General features: G+C 37.7%; 19 protein-coding genes, 2 pseudogenes and 1 riboswitch. Of the genes and pseudogenes, 15 read left to right on the forward strand and 6 right to left on the reverse strand.

From position 1 onward, the window contains the following. Positions 1–4: 4 nt before the first annotated feature. Together ACM6HU_RS15210 and lldP are read left to right on the forward strand one after the other, a co-directional pair. On the forward strand, positions 5–499 hold the full coding sequence (locus ACM6HU_RS15210) for a metal-binding protein (protein WP_016112578.1): 495 nt from the start codon (positions 5–7) through the stop codon (positions 497–499). Between the two features lie 382 nt (positions 500–881). After that, positions 882–2,543 carry an L-lactate permease gene (lldP, locus tag ACM6HU_RS15215; RefSeq protein WP_016112577.1) on the forward strand — a complete coding sequence of 554 codons (1,662 nt, stop codon included), beginning with the start codon at positions 882–884 and terminating at the stop codon, positions 2,541–2,543. Between the two features lie 283 nt (positions 2,544–2,826). Here lldP and ACM6HU_RS15220 read toward each other — a convergent pair whose 3' ends face one another. After that, positions 2,827–3,081: a hypothetical protein gene (locus tag ACM6HU_RS15220; protein WP_016132413.1), complete on the reverse strand. Its 255-nt coding sequence runs from the start codon at positions 3,079–3,081 to the stop codon at positions 2,827–2,829. A gap of 414 nt (positions 3,082–3,495) precedes the next feature. Further along, positions 3,496–3,611, forward strand: a riboswitch (TPP riboswitch). 266 nt (positions 3,612–3,877) lie between these two features. On the opposite strand from ACM6HU_RS15220, the gene thiC reads away from it, so the two are divergent. After that, entirely contained in the window at positions 3,878–5,638 is a 1,761-nt protein-coding gene (thiC, locus tag ACM6HU_RS15225) for a phosphomethylpyrimidine synthase ThiC (RefSeq protein WP_016112575.1), read from the forward strand. Positions 5,639–5,788: 150 nt separating this feature from the next. On the opposite strand, the gene ACM6HU_RS15230 is transcribed toward thiC, so the two are convergent. The 3 genes from ACM6HU_RS15230 to ACM6HU_RS15240 form a co-directional block, all read right to left on the reverse strand. Then, complete coding sequence (locus tag ACM6HU_RS15230) at positions 5,789–7,147, reverse strand: arsenic transporter (protein WP_077294677.1); 1,359 nt, start codon at positions 7,145–7,147, stop codon at positions 5,789–5,791. Between the two features lie 432 nt (positions 7,148–7,579). After that, positions 7,580–8,605, reverse strand: coding sequence for a cytochrome d ubiquinol oxidase subunit II (locus tag ACM6HU_RS15235; RefSeq protein ID WP_016112573.1), 1,026 nt, complete (start codon positions 8,603–8,605; stop codon positions 7,580–7,582). Continuing rightward, entirely contained in the window at positions 8,598–9,953 is a 1,356-nt protein-coding gene (locus ACM6HU_RS15240; RefSeq protein WP_016112572.1) for a cytochrome ubiquinol oxidase subunit I, read from the reverse strand. The genes ACM6HU_RS15235 and ACM6HU_RS15240 overlap by 8 nt, the downstream gene beginning before the upstream one ends. Positions 9,954–10,234: 281 nt before the next feature. Here ACM6HU_RS15240 and ACM6HU_RS15245 point away from each other — a divergent pair, with 281 nt between their 5' ends. From ACM6HU_RS15245 to ACM6HU_RS15255, 3 genes and pseudogenes are all read left to right on the forward strand, one after another. Then, entirely contained in the window at positions 10,235–10,378 is a 144-nt protein-coding gene (locus ACM6HU_RS15245) for a hypothetical protein (RefSeq protein WP_003205090.1), read from the forward strand. A 108-nt stretch (positions 10,379–10,486) separates the two neighbouring features. Further along, complete coding sequence (locus ACM6HU_RS15250) at positions 10,487–11,572, forward strand: glycosyl hydrolase family 8 (protein ID WP_414848246.1); 1,086 nt, start codon at positions 10,487–10,489, stop codon at positions 11,570–11,572. Positions 11,573–11,782: 210 nt separating this feature from the next. Next, positions 11,783–11,992, forward strand: a pseudogene (locus ACM6HU_RS15255) (YhgE/Pip domain-containing protein); the annotation flags it as partial. Positions 11,993–12,030: 38 nt separating this feature from the next. On the opposite strand, the gene ACM6HU_RS15260 reads toward ACM6HU_RS15255, so the two are convergent. Further along, positions 12,031–13,200, reverse strand: coding sequence for an acyltransferase family protein (locus ACM6HU_RS15260; RefSeq protein WP_098116715.1), 1,170 nt, complete (start codon positions 13,198–13,200; stop codon positions 12,031–12,033). Positions 13,201–13,370: 170 nt separating this feature from the next. Next, positions 13,371–13,973, reverse strand: a pseudogene (locus tag ACM6HU_RS15265) (cation:dicarboxylate symporter family transporter). Positions 13,974–14,205: 232 nt separating this feature from the next. On the opposite strand from ACM6HU_RS15265, the gene ACM6HU_RS15270 reads away from it, so the two are divergent. The 9 genes from ACM6HU_RS15270 (at position 14,206) to celF (ending at position 21,150) form a co-directional block, all read left to right on the forward strand. Further along, positions 14,206–14,508, forward strand: a complete 303-nt coding sequence (locus ACM6HU_RS15270; protein WP_003202011.1) for a PTS sugar transporter subunit IIB — start codon at positions 14,206–14,208, stop codon at positions 14,506–14,508. A 14-nt stretch (positions 14,509–14,522) separates the two neighbouring features. Then, positions 14,523–15,833 (forward strand): PTS cellobiose transporter subunit IIC, encoded by a 1,311-nt coding sequence (gene celB, locus ACM6HU_RS15275; protein WP_077294671.1) that lies wholly within the window; start codon positions 14,523–14,525, stop codon positions 15,831–15,833. A gap of 1 nt (position 15,834) precedes the next feature. Then, entirely contained in the window at positions 15,835–16,152 is a 318-nt protein-coding gene (locus ACM6HU_RS15280) for a PTS lactose/cellobiose transporter subunit IIA (protein WP_016112563.1), read from the forward strand. Between the two features lie 133 nt (positions 16,153–16,285). Continuing rightward, positions 16,286–16,735 carry a LytTR family DNA-binding domain-containing protein gene (locus ACM6HU_RS15285; RefSeq protein WP_016112562.1) on the forward strand — a complete coding sequence of 150 codons (450 nt, stop codon included), beginning with the start codon at positions 16,286–16,288 and terminating at the stop codon, positions 16,733–16,735. A gap of 6 nt (positions 16,736–16,741) precedes the next feature. Further along, positions 16,742–17,155 (forward strand): DUF3021 domain-containing protein, encoded by a 414-nt coding sequence (locus ACM6HU_RS15290; RefSeq protein ID WP_016112561.1) that lies wholly within the window; start codon positions 16,742–16,744, stop codon positions 17,153–17,155. A 534-nt stretch (positions 17,156–17,689) separates the two neighbouring features. Next, positions 17,690–17,992 carry a PTS sugar transporter subunit IIB gene (locus ACM6HU_RS15295; RefSeq protein ID WP_077294668.1) on the forward strand — a complete coding sequence of 101 codons (303 nt, stop codon included), beginning with the start codon at positions 17,690–17,692 and terminating at the stop codon, positions 17,990–17,992. A gap of 16 nt (positions 17,993–18,008) precedes the next feature. Then, positions 18,009–19,316: a PTS cellobiose transporter subunit IIC gene (gene celB, locus ACM6HU_RS15300; RefSeq protein WP_077294665.1), complete on the forward strand. Its 1,308-nt coding sequence runs from the start codon at positions 18,009–18,011 to the stop codon at positions 19,314–19,316. Between the two features lie 184 nt (positions 19,317–19,500). Further along, complete coding sequence (locus ACM6HU_RS15305; protein ID WP_077294663.1) at positions 19,501–19,821, forward strand: PTS lactose/cellobiose transporter subunit IIA; 321 nt, start codon at positions 19,501–19,503, stop codon at positions 19,819–19,821. 3 nt (positions 19,822–19,824) lie between these two features. After that, a complete protein-coding gene (celF, locus tag ACM6HU_RS15310) occupies positions 19,825–21,150 on the forward strand; it encodes a 6-phospho-beta-glucosidase (RefSeq protein ID WP_077294661.1) in 1,326 nt (441 codons plus the stop codon). Positions 21,151–21,231 lie beyond the last annotated feature (81 nt).

A 21,231-nucleotide genomic window follows, 5' to 3' on the forward strand; every position in this document is an offset into this window, starting at 1 on the left:
TACTATGCCATCAGGAAAAACACATACGAAAATAAACTTACTTTCTCTTCCGATTGTTTTATTTATGCTTGTTTCGTATGGACTAACAAATTTTGATTTTTTACTTACTTTTGCGATAGGATTTTTAATCGGCACGTTTTTCTTAACACCAGATTTGGATATTCATAGTAACGCCTATAATAAATGGGGATTACTTCGTATTTTTTGGTATCCGTATCAATGTGTGATGCCGCATCGTTCTTTTTTAACGCATACGCTTGTAATCGGTGATCTCATTCGTATATTGTATATGCTTCTTGTCTTTTCTCCATTCCTATACATAGTAAATAAAATGGTACTAGACGGAAGGTTGCTTGAGATTGCAAAGGAACATGATGTTGCTTTAACGACATTTGTAATTGGAGTTATCACTGCGAGTGCACTCCATATTATAGCGGATCGATTGAATACGCGCCGGAAAAAGCTTATGAGAAAAAAGAAGAAAAGAAGAAGAAGGTAGGGCACTTGCGAATTGCGAGTGCTTTTTCTTTTTTAGTTGTGCTGAACGAGGCATAAGGCTTTTAATCAAACGTTTGTTTAAAGTGAAATACGCCAGAGTGATAGTCTTTTCTTTTGTTAATCAAACGTTTGTTTAAAATAATGAGGGAAGAATGAAACTTACTTTTTTCCTATTTATAGAAAGTGCAATTAAACGAAAAAACGGGAAAAATAATCAGAAAAATCTTTTTAAAATAAAAATGATATGGTAAAGTATAAATACAATAATTGAAAACGTTTTCTTAAACGTTTTTTATTTTAGACTTAAAGGTATGATGACCGGATAGTCTATTGATAGGATTATAAGAATTTTAAAACAGGGGATTACAGAAAGGGAGAGGACAATGGGCACATGGACACAAGTTTACGATCCGTTCGGTAACATTTGGATTTCCGCAGCGGTCGCACTTATTCCAATTATCTTTTTTTTCTTGGCTTTAGCAGTGTTTCGTATGAAGGGGTATGTGGCAGGATTTATTACAGTTGTATTAACAGTTTTAGTCGCACTATTTGCGTATAAAATGCCGTTTACAATGGCGATGGCAGCAACCGGATATGGCTTCTTATATGGGTTATGGCCAATTGCATGGATTATTGTAATGTCGGTATTTTTATATAAAATTTCTGTTAAAACAGGGCAATTTGATGTGATACGTGCATCGGTATTATCGATTACGAATGACCATCGATTACTCGTTATTTTAATTGGTTTTTCATTTGGCGCATTTTTGGAAGGAGCAGCTGGATTTGGTGCACCGGTAGCAATTACAGCAGCGCTTCTTGCTGGTCTTGGTTTAAATCCGTTATACGCAGCTGGACTTTGTTTAATTGCAAATACAGCGCCGGTAGCATTCGGAGCAATGGGGATTCCGATTACAGTTGCAGGGCAAGTAACGGGTATTGATGCTCATAAAATCGGACAAATGGCAGGACACCAATTACCGTTCCTATCATTATTTGTTCCATTCTTTATCGTATTTTTAATGGATGGCTTTAAAGGTATAAAACAAACATGGCCTGCACTATTTGTAGCAGGTGGTTCATTTGCAATTACACAGTTTATTACAGCGACGTTTTTAGGACCGGAACTTCCGGATATTACATCAGCGCTTGTCAGCTTAGTATGTTTAGCGTTATTCCTAAAAGTATGGCAGCCGAAAGAAATTTATCAATCTAATCAGGCGAACGCTGAAGTGGCAGCGACAACAACAGCTTCATCCATGCCGAAATTAACAGCTGGAAAAGTTGTGAAGGCTTGGTCACCGTTTATTATTTTGACAGTTATGGTTGTAGTTTGGAGTCAAGGATTCTTCAAAGCTCTATTTGCTCCAGGCGGGGCTTTAGAAAGTCTTGTCTTTAAGTTTGAAATTCCAGGTCTGCACAATTTAGTCATGAAGGCAGAACCAATTGTAAATAAGCCAACACCTTATGAGGCCGTATTGAAGTTTGATATTTTATCAGCAACTGGAACAGCAATTTTAATTGCTTGTATTATTTCTATCATTATTTTAAAAATGAGTGCAAAACAAGCTGTAGAAACATTTGCAGAAACTTTACAAGAATTAAAAATGCCAATTCTATCTATCGGTTTCGTATTAGGATTCGCATTCATCGCAAACTATTCTGGTTTATCGTCAACACTCGCGTTAGCATTAGCAGGAACAGGTGGATTATTCCCGTTCTTCTCACCATTCCTTGGCTGGATCGGCGTATTCTTAACAGGATCAGATACATCGGCAAACGCATTATTCTCCAACTTGCAAGCTATTACAGCACAGCAAGTTGGCGTCTCAGAAGTATTGCTTGTTGCTGCCAATACAACAGGTGGTGTAACGGGTAAAATGATTTCTCCGCAATCGATTGCAATTGCGTGTGCGGCAGTAGGTCTAGCTGGAAAAGAATCTGACTTATTCCGCTTCACATTAAAACATAGTTTATTCTTCGTAACCATTGTTGGGATTATGACATATGTACAAGCTTACTATTTAACGTGGATGATACCTTAAGTTTTTAGATGGGTATAAGCCGTCAACTTAACACAAACAAGCCAGGTGCTGAAAGTACCTGGCTTGTTTGTGCCTAAAATGATACATACCCTTAACCCGATGGTTACCCACGGCATGAAAGACTATTCATCCTCGAATAAATACCCTCCCAAGTTTATTAATCCCTCTATAAATAAGTATGCTGTTTGTGTTTTTTGATTGTTTTTTGCTATAAATTTAATAAAAGACAGCCTCACATTAGCTGCCTTTCGTTCTAAAAATTTATGTAATATAAATAAAGCAATTAAGCATTTATTTTATTTAAAATTGAAACTTTATTAGTAGTAAATAATATATAATTTTGTTTTATAGTTTTAATTAAGATACGATCAGTTGTACCATATGCTGTTCCTATTCGAATTGCATCAGCTTTTTCCACACCAGCATAAGTATCATCTTCAGTAATTTCGATGATTTCATCTAATGGAATACTAATTTTTGCTAATTGCCATTTAATAATTAATTCCTCTGTTGTCTTTATAACATCGATACCTAGCATATTACCAAGATCTACCTATCCTGTTATCTGGATATAATTATATATCTTAATTGGATATCTATGTTTAAAAATAATAAATTATTTTTATCATTTTTGAAAGTAAACTTCTAAATAAACGTTTACATTGATGAAAATATTATTTTAGCTGAACATGGATAAGTTTTGACACCCACCTCAAAATTCAGTGGAAACAAAGAAGTTAGGTGGGAGATGAACTGTCTGTAAAAGCCCGATTGGTCGGGCTAATAATCAGTGGGGGGATGAAGAAAACCCCACTAATTAAGGTTCACTTTATCAGCGGTTCGATAAGGAGTATCGACTAGCAGATAAAAAACGACATGTAAAAATTGTACTTCATGCCTTTGCATTTTTCTGATTATCGTGTATGATGGGAAAGTATTGAAAATTAAATCAGTGATAAACTAGGGGTGCCCAAGAGAAGCGTGGGCTGAGAGAGAAGTACGAGAACTTCTTAACCCTCTGGACCTGATCTGGCTCGTACCAGCGTAGGGAAGTTAACGGCTTTACATAACTATGTCTTTATGAGCCAGGTCCTTGTTTTACTATGGACCTGGCTCTTTTTATTTTGGCATACGCTGGTCACTAGTTCTTGTCCTTTTCACAAGTAAAGCGAAAGCGGCTCGGTCAGAATGGGAGGGGATGGAGCTTCAGCTGAAGAGGCGAAGCCACCGACCATTCTAGCTGCTGAAGCGGGAATCGAATTGCCCAGAAGGTGGCCCAAGATTCTGAGCAAGTTCGATGTGCCTGAAATGATAAAGGGGAGGAAACACAAATTATGAAGCAATCTGTTTCAGCTGAGCAAATTGAATTGAAGTCGAGTTTACCAGGAAGTCAGAAAGTCTATGTTGATGGCCCGCGTGAAGGTATGAAAGTACCAATGCGTGAGATTGAGCAAAGTGATACAAACGGTGTACCAAATCCGCCGATTCGCGTGTATGATACAAGTGGTCCGTACACAGACCCTGGGTACAAAGTAGAGCTGGAAAAAGGCATTCCAACACCTCGCCGTGCTTGGATTGTTGACCGTGGAGATGTAGAAGAGTATGAAGGACGTGAAATTAAACCGGAAGATGATGGCGTGAAGGCTGCTTCTCAGCATACACCTGTGTTCCCGCAGATGGATCGTAAACCACTTCGTGCAAAAAAGGGCGCAAATGTAACGCAAATGCACTATGCACGTAACGGTATCATTACATCTGAGATGGAATATGTTGCGATTCGTGAAGGTGTAGAGCCTGAGTTTGTTCGTAAAGAAATCGCAGAAGGACGTGCGATTTTACCAGCAAACATTAACCACCCAGAAGCAGAACCGATGATTATCGGACGCAATTTCCACGTGAAAGTAAATGCGAATATCGGTAACTCTGCAGTTTCTTCTTCTATCGCGGAAGAAGTAGAGAAGATGACATGGGCAACGCGCTGGGGTGCAGATACAATTATGGACCTATCAACAGGGAAAAATATTCATACAACTCGTGAATGGATTATTCGTAATGCTCCTGTACCAGTTGGAACAGTGCCGATTTACCAAGCGCTAGAAAAAGTAAATGGTATTGCTGAAGATTTAACTTGGGAAGTATACCGTGACACGTTAATTGAACAAGCGGAGCAAGGTGTGGATTACTTTACAATTCATGCAGGTGTACTACTTCGTTACATTCCAATTACAGCAAAACGTACGACAGGAATTGTTTCGCGCGGTGGTTCTATTATGGCGCAGTGGTGTTTATTCCATCATAAAGAAAACTTCTTATACACTCACTTTGAAGAAATTTGTGAAATTATGAAACAGTATGATGTTTCCTTCTCTCTTGGAGATGGATTACGTCCAGGTTCGATTGCGGATGCGAATGATGAAGCGCAATTCTCTGAGCTTGAAACGCTTGGTGAGTTAACAAAAATTGCTTGGAAGCATGATGTTCAAGTTATGATTGAAGGACCAGGGCATGTACCAATGCATTTAATTAAAGAAAATATGGATAAAGAACTTGATATTTGCCAAGGCGCACCATTTTATACACTTGGACCTTTAACAACGGATATTGCACCAGGTTATGATCATATTACATCGGCGATTGGTGCAGCGATGATTGGCTGGTTTGGTACAGCGATGCTTTGTTATGTCACACCGAAAGAGCATTTAGGCTTACCGAACAAAGATGACGTTCGTGAAGGGGTTATTACGTATAAAATTGCGGCGCATGCGGCTGATCTTGCGAAAGGACACAAAACAGCGCAGCAGCGTGATGATGCTCTTTCAAAAGCGCGTTTTGAATTCCGCTGGCGCGATCAATTTAACTTATCATTAGATCCTGAACGGGCAATGGATTTCCACGATGAAACATTACCAGCAGAAGGAGCAAAAACAGCTCATTTCTGTTCCATGTGTGGTCCGAAGTTCTGTAGTATGAGAATTTCACATGACATTCGTGAATATGCAAAAGAAAATGATTTAGAAACAACAGAAGCAATTGAAAAAGGCATGAAAGAGAAATCAGAAGAATTTAAAGAAGCTGGTAGTCACTTATATCAATAATTGGATTTGAGATGGGGTACGAATGCCCACAAATAGTGGGAGATATGTACGGCTTCCGAACACCTTTTAACTTGATTGATCACGTGTATCTAATTTAAATATAGAAGAAGCCTCCTTTGCTAAGACGGTAGCAAAGGAGGCTATTGTTTTTTAGAGGGAGAAGAAAAGTTGTACCCAGTAGAATAAGAGGAATAATGTTACGATTGTTGAGAGCGGAATGACGATAAGGGATACGCTTAAATAATCTTTCCACTTCACTTTAATTTTATTTTGTTTTAGGATGTACATCCAAATGAGGGAAGCAAGTGTACCGATTGGTAATAATAACGATCCCATGTCACTACCGATAATATTTGCAAGATAAATTGTTTTTAGAGTAACTGGATCGAGTCCCATCTCGGTTAATGTAATGGTACCAATCATTAATGCGGGGTGATTATTAAAGACGTTGGAGAGAAGTGAAACCAATCCACCCATTGTAAAGCTTGCGTATAGTAGATGTTGGTTAACAATCGGTTCGAGCCACGTTACAAGAAACGTTGTTAATCCTGCATTGTGAAGCCCGTAAATAATAACATACATGGAGAATGCGAAGATCAAAATGTGCCACGGTGTCTTTTTTAAGATATCGACAGGGTTTGTACGTAAATAGTACCATCTCCATATAAGGAGAATGAGTGAACCGAGTACAGCTACAATTTCAATTGGTATGGATAGGAAGGAAGCGACGAAGAGAAGACAGCGCATAAGAAATACGAAAAGTAATACCTTTAACATAAATTTTGTCCGTTTTTGTTTTGTATCAACGGAATTTTTTCCTTTTAGAGGATGGAAATTTTTTGTGAAGAAGATTTCTTCAATATCATAAGAGGAAACTGGTAATTTTTTAGGTAGTTTTCTTTTTAAAACAGTGTACATGAGCCATGACATAAATAGTAGTCCTAGTGTTGCAGGTACGAACATCATTGCAGTGTGCATATAAAGTGTCATGTGTACGATATTTAATGCGATTAAGTTTACGATATTACTTACACCAATTGGTGCACTTGAAGCAGTAGCAATTAAAGCACCACTTAGTAAATACGGAATTTGTTGGTGTGGTTTTAATTGAAGGTTTTTGAGAAGTAAAATTAAAATTGGAGTTGTAATTAAGATGCTGCCATCGTTGTTAAATAAAAGAGTCATGAGGAAGCATAGTAATTGAATGTACCAGTATAAACGGTGACCAGAACCTTTTGCTAGATTTGCCAGTTTTGCAGCCGCCCAATGGAAGAAGCCGAAGCTTTCTAATATAACGGCCATAACGATAGTTGCTAAGATAGTTATGGAGGCGCCTCCTATTTTACTAATAATATCCATAACATCCGGTTTTGATACAAGTCCTGTAAGGAGAATGATACCAGCGCCAATTGCAGCGGGCCATGCTTCATTCAATCCCCGTGGTCGCCAAAAGATAACGACCATGGTTAAGAAGAAGACGATGATAGTAATCAATATTTCAGTACTCATTGTTAGCCTACCTTTCTTTTTTACCTGAGCAAATAGATTTGAGCTTGTCTCAAGTGTATACAGCATTATATTCAAAAAAAAATAAGAAGAACTAGGCATGTACCTGAATCTAGTGAATATGTATATTTGATGTTAAAAGGCAAATATAGATATGAGAGAGATAACTAGTGCTTTTTGATAGAGAGAAGAACCTAGATAAATAAAAATTGAAAACATGATATAAAACCTTTTTTGGGGTGGGAGAGAGCGGCCGCCCGAGTGGGAATCTTCTTTTGTTTTCATAGCCGCGACTTAGTATGAAGGAAAAACAAAATGGATATATATGGTATTTTTGTTTGTAAAGATGTAGAAATTATTTAGGGAGTCATTATTATAAAGAGAAGCTACTCTAGACATTTTAGTAAATGTTTGGAGTAGCTTCTCTTTAAATCGTTATTTTTCTTTGAGGAACGTTCGATCCTTTAAGAATAAATTCCAGAAGAAGATAAAGCCTGGAAGCAAGATTGCGATGCCGATTGCATAGAGGATGAGCAGCGCATAGAATGTTTCTTTCGTTGTAAAGCTTGTAAATACAGTAACGTCCGGATAAATGATATACGGTAAATGCGCGACGCCGTAAGCGTAGCTAGCAAAGGCATATTGTGCAACAACTGCTAAAACAGCGATGCGAGGCCAGCCGAGTGAACCGTATTTTTTATTTGTCCACCAAAGGGAAGAATACCCGATTACAAATAAAAGAATGGAGACTGTGAACCATGGAAACTGCTTAATTAATCCTTGCATGAGCCACTGTGTTTCTGGTTCCATAACAACAAGGGCGATAATGGCTGTAACGAGCGTCGCCGGACCAAGTACGATGGCGTTTCGTCTGTAGAGTCGATACGTATCCTCTGAGCGCTGCTCTCTTGCAAAGTCAGCTAGAAAAAGAGAGGATAGGAACAACTCTGAAGTTAACCCAAATAACATATACCAATAGATTACAGGGCTTGATAGAAGTTTCCCGTATAATAGCACTTCTTTTCCACTAGAGGTCGTAATATAAGCACCTTCTGTTACTGGCAAAACTGTAATTAATAAGGCTGGAATTAAGAGCCCTGTAATACCAGAAATAAAGCGCAAGATATGCTCATACTTCGGTACGGAATATGCAAAAACCATGAATGTGCTACGAATGGCAACGAGAACTAAAATTAATGTCACCGGTACAAACATCACTGTTGCGAGTGTAAAAGCTGCTTTCGGAAAGAAGCCAAGAAATGCGACAACGACAAAGACGAGAAATGTATTCGTTACTTCCCATGTGGGCGATAAATAACGATTAGCAAGCTTTCCAGCTAGCGTCGGGTGCTTCGCGTATACCATGCCCCAAAATCCGGCCCCAAAATCAATGGAACCTAAAATGCTGTATACGAAGATAATGGCCCATAAGATGATAATCGCAATACTTGCCTCATGCACGAGGATCTCCTCCTTGCTGCCCTAGATCATTTTTTAATGGATGTCTTCTAAAGAAAGTTCGTAGTACAAAAATCGTTAAAGCGCCAAGACCGATATACAAAATGATGAATAAAATAAATAAAGGCCCGACGAAATCAGCGCGCGTAGCAGCATCCATTGTGCGCTGCATCCCATAAATCGTCCAAGGTTGACGACCGCTACAACTGAAAACCCATCCGAATTCAATGCCGAGCATCATAATCGGTCCGCACGCAGCAGTGGCCCATAGAAGCCATTTTGGTAATTCTGCCCCTTTTTTTCGATAGATAAAGTACCAATATACAAGAGCGATTGCTGCTACAGCAAAAGTGAATGCAGCTGTACCAACCATTAAATTAAAGAACGTATGGGTATAAAATGGCGGCCACGTTTCTTGTGGAAATTCATTTAACCCCTTTACAACGGTATTAGGATTAAATCCAACTAACATGCTTAGCATATTTGGGATTTCGAGGGCGTAGTTCAGTTTAAGAGTTTCAGGATCGACAACTCCGCCAAGGGACAAAGGAGCATGTGATGTCGTTTCAAATAAAGCTTCTGCAGATGCTAATTTTTCCGGAGAATGTTCATGCAAAGCAATTGCTGATTCATGTCCAGAAAGCCACATCGTAGCACCTGTAATAAACGTGACAACGAGGCCTAAAAATAGTCCTTTTTTATGATAAGCAATTTCCCGTGGACTTATATTTCGTTTTAATAATTTAAATCCAGCGATAGAAGCAATGACTGCTGCACCTGTTGCATAAGCCGTAATGACAACGTGAAGGGAGCTTGTGAAAAAGCTTGGATTAAAGAATGCTTTCCACGGGTCAACGTTAAAAACAGAGCCATCAGGATTCATAGAAAAGCCTGCCGGTGTATTCATCCATGTGTTTGCTGAGGTAATTAATACGGCAGATGCAGTGGCACCAAGCATGACAAAAAAGAGTGAGATTAATCTCATAAATGGTGGTAATTTATCTGCTGCATATACATAAATGGACATAAATAAAGCTTCTAAGAAGAAGGCGAAAATCTCAATCTGAAATGGAACAGAAATCACTTGACCGACAATTTTGGCGAATCCGGGCCAAAGAAGTGAAATTTGTACACCGACGATTGTTCCAGTAGGAATTGCGACACCAAGAAGGATGGCGAAAGCCTTTGTCCACCTTTTTGCCATAACAGCGTAATCAGAATCCTTTCTCCAGTGATATAATACTTCGCTTATAAAAATCATTAAAGATAGTCCGATTCCAAGTGTTGCAAAAATAATGTGGAATGCTAGTGATGACCCAAAGAAAGCCCGTGACAATGTAACAGTATCCATAATTCTACTCCTCTTCATTTTTGCCATTATTTTCTGATTGGATTGGAAAATTTATTCAAAAAAATGCCAAAAATATATATGTATTTTAAAAAGTGGATATGATATTATAATTTTGAAATCTTCAGAAAAGAAGGATAATAATATTTTATTTGTGTTTTAGAACAAAATCTTTTATAATGCTTACGCGAACGTTAGTTCTGTCTAAGGGGTTTTATTTGTAGAAGGACAAGCTAGAGTTTAACAGAATGTGGAAGTTCACGTAAAACGGAGGGGATGTTTGTATGTATCCTGAAGTCATTAGAAAAATGGCGTTTTCGAAAGAGCATAAAGATTTGTTATTAAAGTTATATAATAAAGAAATTACACGGCGTGAATATGATCACCTTGTGCAATTATTGTATCGCCCTACAAAAGAGGCTAATTAACGTGTGTAAAGGATAGAAAAGTGAGAGACAATCTAAAGGATTGTCTTTTTAATGTTTTCGTATGCTCTACTAAGATTACGGTTAGTCTTATTATAGAGGTGAGAAAAAGTGCGGAAACGTTTGTATATATGGATTGCGTTAACTTTATTTATGGTTTTAGGTGGAATTGTTTTTTGGACTGCACTACAAGGAAATCGAACAGAATATTTTATTATGAGACATATGATGAACGAGAATGGGACGCTCGCAACATATCGCATAGCTGATTCAAAGGTAGGAACGAACGAGGCTACCGGCCGTGAAGCATTATCAGAATCATCAGGGCTATGGCTACAATATACGCTTGATATGGACGATCAATCATTGTTTGATGAACAAGTAAAGGTGATCCAAAATTATTTTATACATCCAGTCCATATTGTGTTATGGAAGATTTCTGAAACAGGAGAAAGACAGGTTGGTACGAATGCTCTCATTGATGATCTCCGCATCATCGAACAGCTATATCGTGCTTATGACATGTATAAAGAAGAGCGGTATAAGCATCTTGCGGATCAAGTGAGTGATGCTGTACTACGTTATAATAAGAAAAAGAAAATCTATGTTGACTATTATGACGCAGATAGGGGGATGCAAAATAACATATTAACGACATCTTACATAAATCCAAGTGCATTCTCTTATATGAAAAAGTACGGAAAAATTTCAGAAACGCAGTATCAGGAAGCTATTCAATTTTTAGCGGATTATCCAAGACGTGGCTGGGCATTCCCGAAAGAATACAAAGAGGATGGTGCATTTACATATGAAGACCGGGTGAATCTCATTGATCAATCGTATGTTGCCTACCATCGTAGTTTAGGCGGAATTTCCTCCGAAGCATATTTAGAGTTTATTAAAAAGGTATTCCGCAAAGATGGAAAGTTATACGGTCGCTATGATTTAGAAACAGGAAAACCAGTAGTAGATTTTGAATCACCAGCAGCATATGGGCTAACGATTTTATATGTATTACAAGTAGGAGATAAAAAATTTGCCCAAGAATTGTATGAGCGCATGAGTGAATTTCGGAATGACAATGTATTCAGCAGGTTTTATGGTGGATATGTGATTGGGAAAGAGAACAACACGCATATTTTTGATAATGTGTTGCCGCTATTAGCTGAGACGGAATTGAAAATGGATAAGAAGTAAAATGAAACTTTAATCAGTGGAGAGCTTTATTCCCCACTGATTATGACCCTTCACCAATCGGGATATTACTGCCGGTTACTGCGGGATAAAAATGTCACTGAAAAGTGGCATTTTTATTTTGGAGATTTTTTAAGTACGTGGTGATGAAATGCTCGAGAAATAGTGAATAACGAATTGACGGAACTTCTGAGCTGTCGATGATAAGTAACAAATATAGCAGTATTAAGTAAGAGTGGAGAATTCCTTCCAATGTCTCATTCTCTCAGAGGGCTTCAGGATGTTATATCTCTAGGAGATTGGTCGCAATTACAAATGCAAATTTTAATTTTATTATGTTATTTAGTTGATGCTGGTGGAATTGCTTGGATTACAAGTCACATACAGCATAAAGAAACTTCTGCAGAGCAGGTTTCTTCCTAAAAAGAAGCTGTCCAAAAAATCTTTTTGGACAGCTTCTTTTACTTTTTACTTCTTAATAATGGCAGTAAAGGCAGGAGCGTTGGCCATTTTAATACAGGCGTGGGAGAAGGTCCTGTAATCCATGTATGGAATGGAATCGTGCTACATATAACCATTGTGATGATAGAGAATGTTGCTGTTAGAAGAAATAGTAATAGACTATATAGAATTGTATTTGCCTGTATTGTAAATAGAGATAGTAATTTCGTAATTAGCTGTAAAAAGAAAAAGTGTGCTAAATAGGCTCCGTACGTGTAGTTTCCGATAAAGCGTAATGTTTTATATAAAGCACCTCGCCGCTGTACAATCATGATAGATAGTACGTATAGTATTAAAATTTCACATACAATGTACAGAAACATGGATGGCTTTAAATAGGTAGATACAGTAAGGTGAATGGAATCTACACCATAAAAGCTAAATAGTTCATAGTTGATGAATAAGAATAGAATAAAAAATAAGATTGTTATAAGTGGTATGTGTTTCATTACAAATAAGCGCCAAGCTTGAAGTGCTACAGCAGCGATTCCTCCTATGACAAAGTAAAATGAATAGAAGAAGAAGGAACGATCTGTATAATGCAAAACAGTTGATTGAGTTAGCACTTCACCGTTAAAAATATAGTGAGAAGAATACCACATTAAGAGAAAATAAATGCTAGCGAAAGCGGCCATGTATCGGTATATATCTTGCTGATTTTGTGTTCTTTTTTTAAACCAATAAAATAAGGTGCATAATAAGGGAAACAGCAAATGGATTTGGAACATCATAATGACATACCAAAGATGAGGCGCAGCTGTTCCGAGCAATAGGCTCTTTATCCCGCTTTGCACTGTAACGACTTGGTTTGTTGTCAATAAGTAAACGACGGACCAGAAGAAGTAAGGAGCAAGTAAGTGTGCTGTTTTTTCATAGATGTATTCTGTATAGACCATTTGTTTTGTGTATTGCCGAATTAAATGGAACCCGACAATGAAGATGAATGCAGGTGCTGAAAATTTTGCGAGATTAAATAGCATTCCCATAATGAGAGATTGTTCTAGTAGAATATGTCCTTGATTCATTGTATATAGTAAGGAACTTTGCAAAACAACAGCAAGGAACGCAATGCTTTGCAAAACTTTAAACTCTGGGGCGCTGTGTGTCATAGTTTCCATCTCCTTTTCCATACATGATTATAGTACGAAGGAGAGGAAAGGGCTATGGAAACTTTGTGAAAGTTATAACAAATTTGTGGGTGTAGCCTGAGTAAAGTGTAGATATAAAACAAACTGATAAAATAAATAAAGAAGCTAGAGTAAATATCTAGCTATTTTTTATTTTAAAAGAATGATAAGAACTATTGTATTACTTTATTTTTAATCCAGTTCTTTCCTTCAACAAGACGAGCTGTCATTACGGCACAAGCGTTATCGCCTGTTACGTTTAACATCGTTGCTGGTGGGTCAATGATTGTACTAATAGCTGCGATAATTGGTAGAGCTTCTGGTGGAAAACCGTATAGAGAAACGATTAACATTTCACCAATCATACCGCCGCCAGGAATAGCACCCATTACTGTTCCAACTAATAGAGAAACAACAAGAGCGATTGCTAATATTTTCAACCTTATCAGGTCTTGTTAATTCTAGTACAACACCTTGTGCTGGCGGGAATACTTTCACAACAATAATCATAAAAATTGCAGCAATAATACTCGTAAATAAGAAAGTCCCAGCCATGCTAGACATAATTTTTCCGAAACGTTTTAATCCATCCATATTGGCAATAGATGAGGCAATGCTAAAGAACACGAGAGGTACGACAATCGTAAAACATTAAGTTTAAGAAAATGTCACCAAGCGGTTTTAAAGCAACTGCATCGGTACCCATGAAATAACCAATGAAACCCACCAATTAGGATGGAAGATAATAAAATAAGTGGAAAGCGATAAGCCTTCATCATATATCTCCTCCTATCTAATGTAAAAAATCATACTGAATTATTATAGTGATTTGTGAGGCAGTTTACTAGGAAAATACAGATAGCTGGAATAGAGTGAAAACGGAGAAATTTTTGTTTTTATGCTCGTCATATGGAAACCAATATAGACATATACATTGGTAACCTAGTAGTGGATATGAAGAGAAATGTGGATAGGATTCCAGCTGATTAAAAGTAAGGAGGGAGTTTAATGAACATTTTACTTTGCTGTGCAGCAGGAATGTCTACTAGTTTGCTTGTAACGAAAATGGAGAAAGCGGCACAGGCAAAAGGGTTAGAAGTGAAAATTTGGGCTGTATCGGGTTCGGAAATACGGAATCATATTGATGAAGCGGATGTGCTCTTGCTTGGACCTCAAGTGCGTTATTTATTACCGAAGATGAAGGAAATGTGTGAAGAAAAAGGGATACCTGTTGATATTATTCACTCTGTACATTATGGGCTTTGTAACGGAGAAGCCGTATTAGAGGCAGCGTTGTCAATGAGAGCATAAGGAGAGTGGAGTAGATGGTCCGGTTTTTAGAGAAATATGTTATGCCAGTAGCAGGGAGAATTGCGCAGCAGCGGCATTTACAAGCAATTCGTGATGGGATTATTTTAACGATGCCTTTCTTAATTATCGGTTCATTTTTTCTTATTATCAGCGCTTTGCCAATACCTGGATATAACGATTTTATGGAAAGTTTATTTGGAGGGAATTGGCAGAAGGCGTTAGGGTATCCAGTTAGCGCAACATTTAATATAATGTCTTTAATGGCTACTTTTGGAATCGCTTACAGACTGGGAGAACAATATAAAGTAGATGCATTAGCAGCAGGAGCATTGTCACTTGTATCCTTTTTACTAGCAACTCCATTTCAAGTGACACATATTATACCTAGTACGAAGGAGAGTGTAGTAGTAGATGGGGCTATACCTGCTGCATTGATGGGGAGTCAAGGGCTATTCGTGGCGATGATTATAGCACTTATATCTACCGAAATTTACAGGTTTATTATCCAGAAGAAGATGATTATTAAAATGCCGGAAACGGTTCCACCAGCTGTAACACGTTCATTTACTGCACTCATTCCAGGTTTTATCGTTGTGACGGTTGTTTGGATTCTGCGCTTAATTTTGGAGCAAACCACTTTTGGTAGTATTCATAATATTGTAGGGCAGCTTCTGCAAGCTCCGCTTAGTGCACTTGGAGCAAGTCTTTTTGGCGCGGTGGCAGCGGTTATTGTTGTTCATGTGCTTTGGGCATGTGGGATTCACGGGGCCGCAATTGTAGGCGGTGTTATGAGCCCGGTTTGGTTATCATTAATGGATCAAAATCGTATTGCTTTTCAGGCAGGGCAAGATGTCCCAAACACGATAACAGCACAATTCTTTGATTTGTGGATCTACACAGGTGGATCTGGTGCAACGCTTGCACTTGTTGTAGCGATGTTATTATTTGCACGGAGTCAGCAATTAAAAAGTTTGGGTCGGCTATCAATCGCACCAGGCATTTTTAATATTAATGAAATGGTCACGTTTGGAATGCCAATTGTACTGAATCCACTTTTGCTCATTCCATTTATACTTGTTCCTGTCGTTATGACATTTGTTTCTTATTTTGCAATGGAATGGGGACTTGTTGCTCGGCCAAGCGGTGCGGCAGTACCATGGACTACACCAATTCTTTTTAGTGGATATTTAGGGTCGGGTGGGGAAATTTCAGGAGTTGTCTTGCAAATTGTTAACTTTATACTTGCATTTTTGATTTATTTACCGTTCTTGAAAATATGGGATAAACAAAAAGTAGCCGAAGAAAAAGGGGGATTAGGCAATTAAGATGGATATATTAGAGACACAAGCCTTTCATCTAATTTTACATGGAGGGAATGCGAGAAGTTGTGCGATGGAAGCCATTGATTATGCAAAGCGCGGAGAATTTCAAGAAGCGGAGGCGAAATTGCAGGAGGCCTTACAAGAACTACAAGAGGCACATCGTTTACAAACGGATTTAATACAGAGGGAAGCTGGGGGGGAAAAGACAGAGATTACACTGCTCATGGTTCATGCGCAAGATCATTTAATGAATGCGATTACGGTGAAGGAATTAGCAAGTGAATTTGTAGAGTTATATAAGAAAATGTTAGCGAAAGAATGAGGCCTTGCGTATGCAAGGTTTTTTTATGTTTGAAAAAGAGTCAGTTATGACGTAAAGAATACCACTTATGTACCAATCTATTTCTTTTTTTGAAATATATGTAACAATAAGGGCGTAAGGGAGGTGGAAGGCAGTGAAAATTCACCTTGAATTAAATCCATCACAAGATGAGATAGAGATTATTGTCAAAGCAAAAGAAGTGACAGATGAAGTTCAGAAACTTTTAAAGAGGATAGAAGGGGGGAATGTGAAGCAAATTGTTGGAGTATTGAAGCAACAATATTATTTGTTAGAGCCAAAAGATATTTATTGGTTTTATACAGAGGATCGAAAGGTAATGGCTCAAACGACGAAAGGAATTCTTGAAGTGAAATCCCGTTTGTATGAATTAGAAACAAAATTACAGGGTGATCGCTTTGTACGATTTTCAAAGTCTACAATCGCTAATTTACAGCATGTAACAAGTTTTGAAATGTCTTTTAGCGGCAGTATGTGTGCACACTTTTCAAATGGAATGAAAGAGTACGTTTCAAGAAAATATGTACCACTTATTAAGGAAGCTCTAAATATGGGAGGAGGCTAGAATAATATGGTTACATTATTTGATAGAATAGGCGCCAAAGTGATTGCAGGAATGGCGATGGCAATGGTATATAGCATGTTGTTTTTAGGAATTGGTTATGCAAATGGAATGGATGTATTAGAGACAAAGACATTGCTTACTCACCTTGTCACAGCAAATATTGTGGGGTTGATTTTCTCATTTGCTTCATTTGTATTTGAGAAAGAAGAATGGGGCATTTTAAAGCAAACAATCATCCACCTTATCATTTTATTAGGCACATTTTTACCGACTGCAATTTGGGTTGGTTGGGTTCCAAATCATCTCGTTCCGCTTCTCATTTGCACAGGTAGCTTCATCGTTATTTACTTCATTATATGGTGTGCGATGACAATGTATTGGAAGAAGAAAATTGAGGGATTGAATAATAGCTTGAAATAAAGGAATCGAAATGAAGTAGGCCATTTAGTGAAAATCATATTGTTTTGGTGGAGCTCAATGATAAATCGAGAGTCGGTTTAATCACATTTAGTCTTGTATGAATCATAACAGTACCATCAGTGAATCCACTGATGGTACTGTTATGACTGAAAGTCCTCGCTTTTCATAGTTGATATATATGAGTTCTTTCCTCTTAATTTATCCTTTTGTATATTGAAAAATATAATTCCCATAAATTTTTTCTTATTACAGAGAAAATGAATGTTTTTTATAAAAATATTTTATTTTATGTTTTAAGCACAACTAGACACTAATCTATTTTCATACAGATATGTGTTGCAAGCGTGTTGTTTTATAACACACTATCAGTATTTTGGGTAACACACTTTTTGAAAGCGGTAACACACAATAAAAACATAGGGAAAAACGTTAATTTTAGGCGGTTTAAAAAGTTGGCACGGAAGTTGCATTAATAAAAGGCGTAAAGAAAAACAAATAAACAAAAATAGTTTACATGCATAGGGGGACTTATTAATGAATATTTTACTTTGTTGTTCAGCAGGAATGTCTACAAGTTTACTAGTTACAAAAATGGAAGCAGCTGCAAAGGCTCGCGGGTTAGAGGGAAAGATTTGGGCTGTATCTGGGGATGCAGTGAAAAATAACATTGATGAAGCAGATGTATTATTACTAGGGCCACAAGTTCGTTATATGCTGTCTTCAATGAAAGCGCTTGCCGATGATAAAAACGTTGGAATCGACGTTATTAATCCAATGCATTACGGCATGATGAATGGAGAGGCGGTTTTAGATCACGCATTAACACTAAAAAAATAATTAGGGGGGAAAGAAAATGCAAAAGTTTATTGCATTTATGGAGAAATATGTTGTTCCAGTCGCTGGTAAAATCGGGTCACAACGTCATTTAGCTGCAATTCGTGATGGATTTATTGCTGTTATGCCACTTATCTTAGTTGGTGCCCTGGCATCACTGATTAATGGTTTTCCATCTGAAGCCTTCCAAAATTTCATGAAAGGTACATTCGGAGAAGTTTGGAAAGACGTTGGCGGAGGAATGTGGACTGGTTCTTTCGCAATTTTAGCATTAATTATAGCGTTTACAACAAGTTATAATTTAGCAAAATCTTACGGTGTTGATGGATTGTCAGCAGGTATTATTTCATTTGGTGCGTTAATTATTCTTACGCCAACAACACCGAAAGAGGGCGGATTGAACTTAGCTTGGACGGGGGCACAAGGCTTATTCGTAGCAATCATCGTGGCACTTCTTGTTACTGAAGCATTCCGTTTCTTTGTACAAAGAGAGATTACTTTCAAAATGCCAGACGGAGTACCACCAGCAGTTTTAAGATCATTTGCAGCATTAGTTCCGGCGTTTGTTATTTTAACAGTAGTTGCAGGTATTCAATTAGCAGTGAAATTAGCAGGCACAAGTGTTCATGAATTTATCTTTAATACAATTCAATTACCATTACAAGGTTTAGCAGGTACATTACCAAGTGCGATTGTCATTGTACTTCTTGTTCACCTTCTTTGGTTCTTTGGTTTACATGGTCCAAACATTGTTGGGGGTATCATCGAGCCATTATACTTACCAGCATTAGAAAAAAATATCAAGTTATTCCAAGATGGCACATCTTCATTTGATGTTCCAAACATTATTACAAAACCGTTCTTTGATACTTTCGTATATCTTGGAGGTTCTGGTGCAACATTAGCATTCTTAGTTGTTGTATTAATTGTAGCGAAAAGCGCGCAAATGCGAGGTGTATCAAGGCTATCAATTGGACCAGGTGCATTCAATATTAACGAACCAGTAATTTTTGGTACACCAATTATTTTAAACCCAATTTTATTCGTTCCGTTTATTGTGACACCAATCGTATTAGTAATTACTTCTTATACAGCTATATCTCTTGGATTGGTGCCAAAAACAGTTGCGATGATTCCATGGGCAACACCACCAATCATTAGTGGTTACCTTGTAACAGGCGGACACATTTCCGGTACAATTCTACAGTTATTCAACTTTGTAATCGCGATGGTGATTTACTATCCATTCGTTGTATTATGTGACCGTTCTATCATTCGCACTGAAAAAACTACAGCACAAGGAAACGATCAATCTGTACCTATGTAATACATGATTGTTCTCACGGGTGAAACGAGCTCGTGAGAACAATAACTTTATATCTTGTTCAGAAAGATGGCACACATCTAGAAGAACACCAAAGCCAATTTAAGAAAATAATATTTTCATAGACACGTTCAAACTGAAGGGGTATTTTAATCGGTTGAACTATATAGAGAGGGCGGTATTTAGGATGACTACAGCAGAACAAATCCCATTCCAATTAATTTTACACAGCGGTAACGCAAGAAGCTATGCGATGGAAGCACTGCAATATGCAAAACAGGGGAAATTAGGGGAAGCAGATGAAGCGATGGTAAAAGCGAAAGAAGCGATTAATGAAGCACATCATTTCCAAACAGAACTCATACAATCAGAAGCAAGAGGAGAAAAAACAGAGATTAGTGTTCTTTTAATTCATGCACAAGATCATTTAATGAATTCAATGACTGTGAAAGAATTAGCAGCGGAATTTATCGACCTTTATAAAAAGCTTGATGCGAAAGGGGAATAAGATATGAGCGGAATTAAAATTGCTACAATCGGTGGTGGCTCTAGTTATACACCGGAGTTAATTGAAGGGTTTATTAAGCGTTATGATGAGCTTCCTGTTCGTGAAATTTGGTTAGTAGATATTGAAGCGGGAAAAGAGAAGTTAGAAATCGTTGGTAACTTAGCAAAACGTATGGTGAAAAAAGCAGGTTTACCAATTGATATTCACTTAACACTTGATCGCCGCGCGGCATTAAAAGATGCTGATTTTGTAACAACGCAGCTTCGCGTTGGTTTATTAGAGGCGCGCGCGAAAGATGAAGCAATTCCATTAAAATATGATGTGATTGGTCAGGAAACGAATGGTCCTGGTGGTTTATTCAAAGCATTGAGAACGATTCCTGTTATTTTGGATATTTGTAAAGACATGGAAGAGCTTTGTCCGAATGCTTGGCTGATTAACTTTGCAAATCCAGCTGGTATGGTAACAGAGGCTGTACTTCGTTATACAAGCATCAAAAAAGTAGTTGGATTATGTAACGTTCCAATTGGTATTTGTATGGGACTTGCAAAGATTCTTGAAGTAGATGCGAGCCGTGTTCATGTTGACTTTGCTGGTTTAAATCACATGGTCTACGGATTAGATGTGTATTTAGATGGAGTAAGTGTGATGGACCGAGTGCTAGAACTTGTAACAGATCCAGAAAAGCAAATTACGATGGAAAACATCGCTGCACTTGATTGGGAGCCAGATTTCATTCGCGGACTTCGTGCAATTCCATGTCCATATCATCGCTACTACTATAAAACACGTGAAATGTTAGAAGAAGAAAAACAAGCTTCTATTGAAAAAGGGACACGTGCAGAAGTGGTGAAACAATTAGAAGATGACTTATTCGAGTTATATAAAGACCCGAATTTAGATATTAAGCCACCGCAATTAGAAAAGCGCGGAGGAGCGTACTACAGTGATGCAGCATGTAGTTTAATTACGTCTATTTATAATAATAAAGGTGATATCCAACCTGTTAATACAAGAAACAATGGTGCAATTGCAAGCTTGCCACATGATTCTGCTGTTGAAGTAAACTGTATCATTACGAAGGATGGTCCAAAGCCGATTGCAGTAGGTGATTTACCGGTTCCTGTTCGCGGTTTAGTTCAGCAAATTAAATCATTTGAGCGCACGTCAATTGAAGCTGCTGTTACAGGGGATTATCATAAAGCGCTGCTTGCTATGACAATTAATCCACTTGTACCATCAGATAAAGTAGCAAAACAAATTTTAGATGAAATGTTGGAAGCACATAAAGAATATCTTCCGCAGTTCTTCAAAAAAGTAGAAAAGTAAAAAGCGGCGCTGACTCAGCCCGCTTTTTTTCATTTTACAGGAGGGAAAAATCTATGATTCGATTAATTGTAAATGCAGATG

The organism is Bacillus sp. IT-79MI2 (assembly GCF_949768135.1).
Classification (GTDB): Bacteria; Bacillota; Bacilli; order Bacillales; family Bacillaceae_G; genus Bacillus_A; species Bacillus_A pseudomycoides.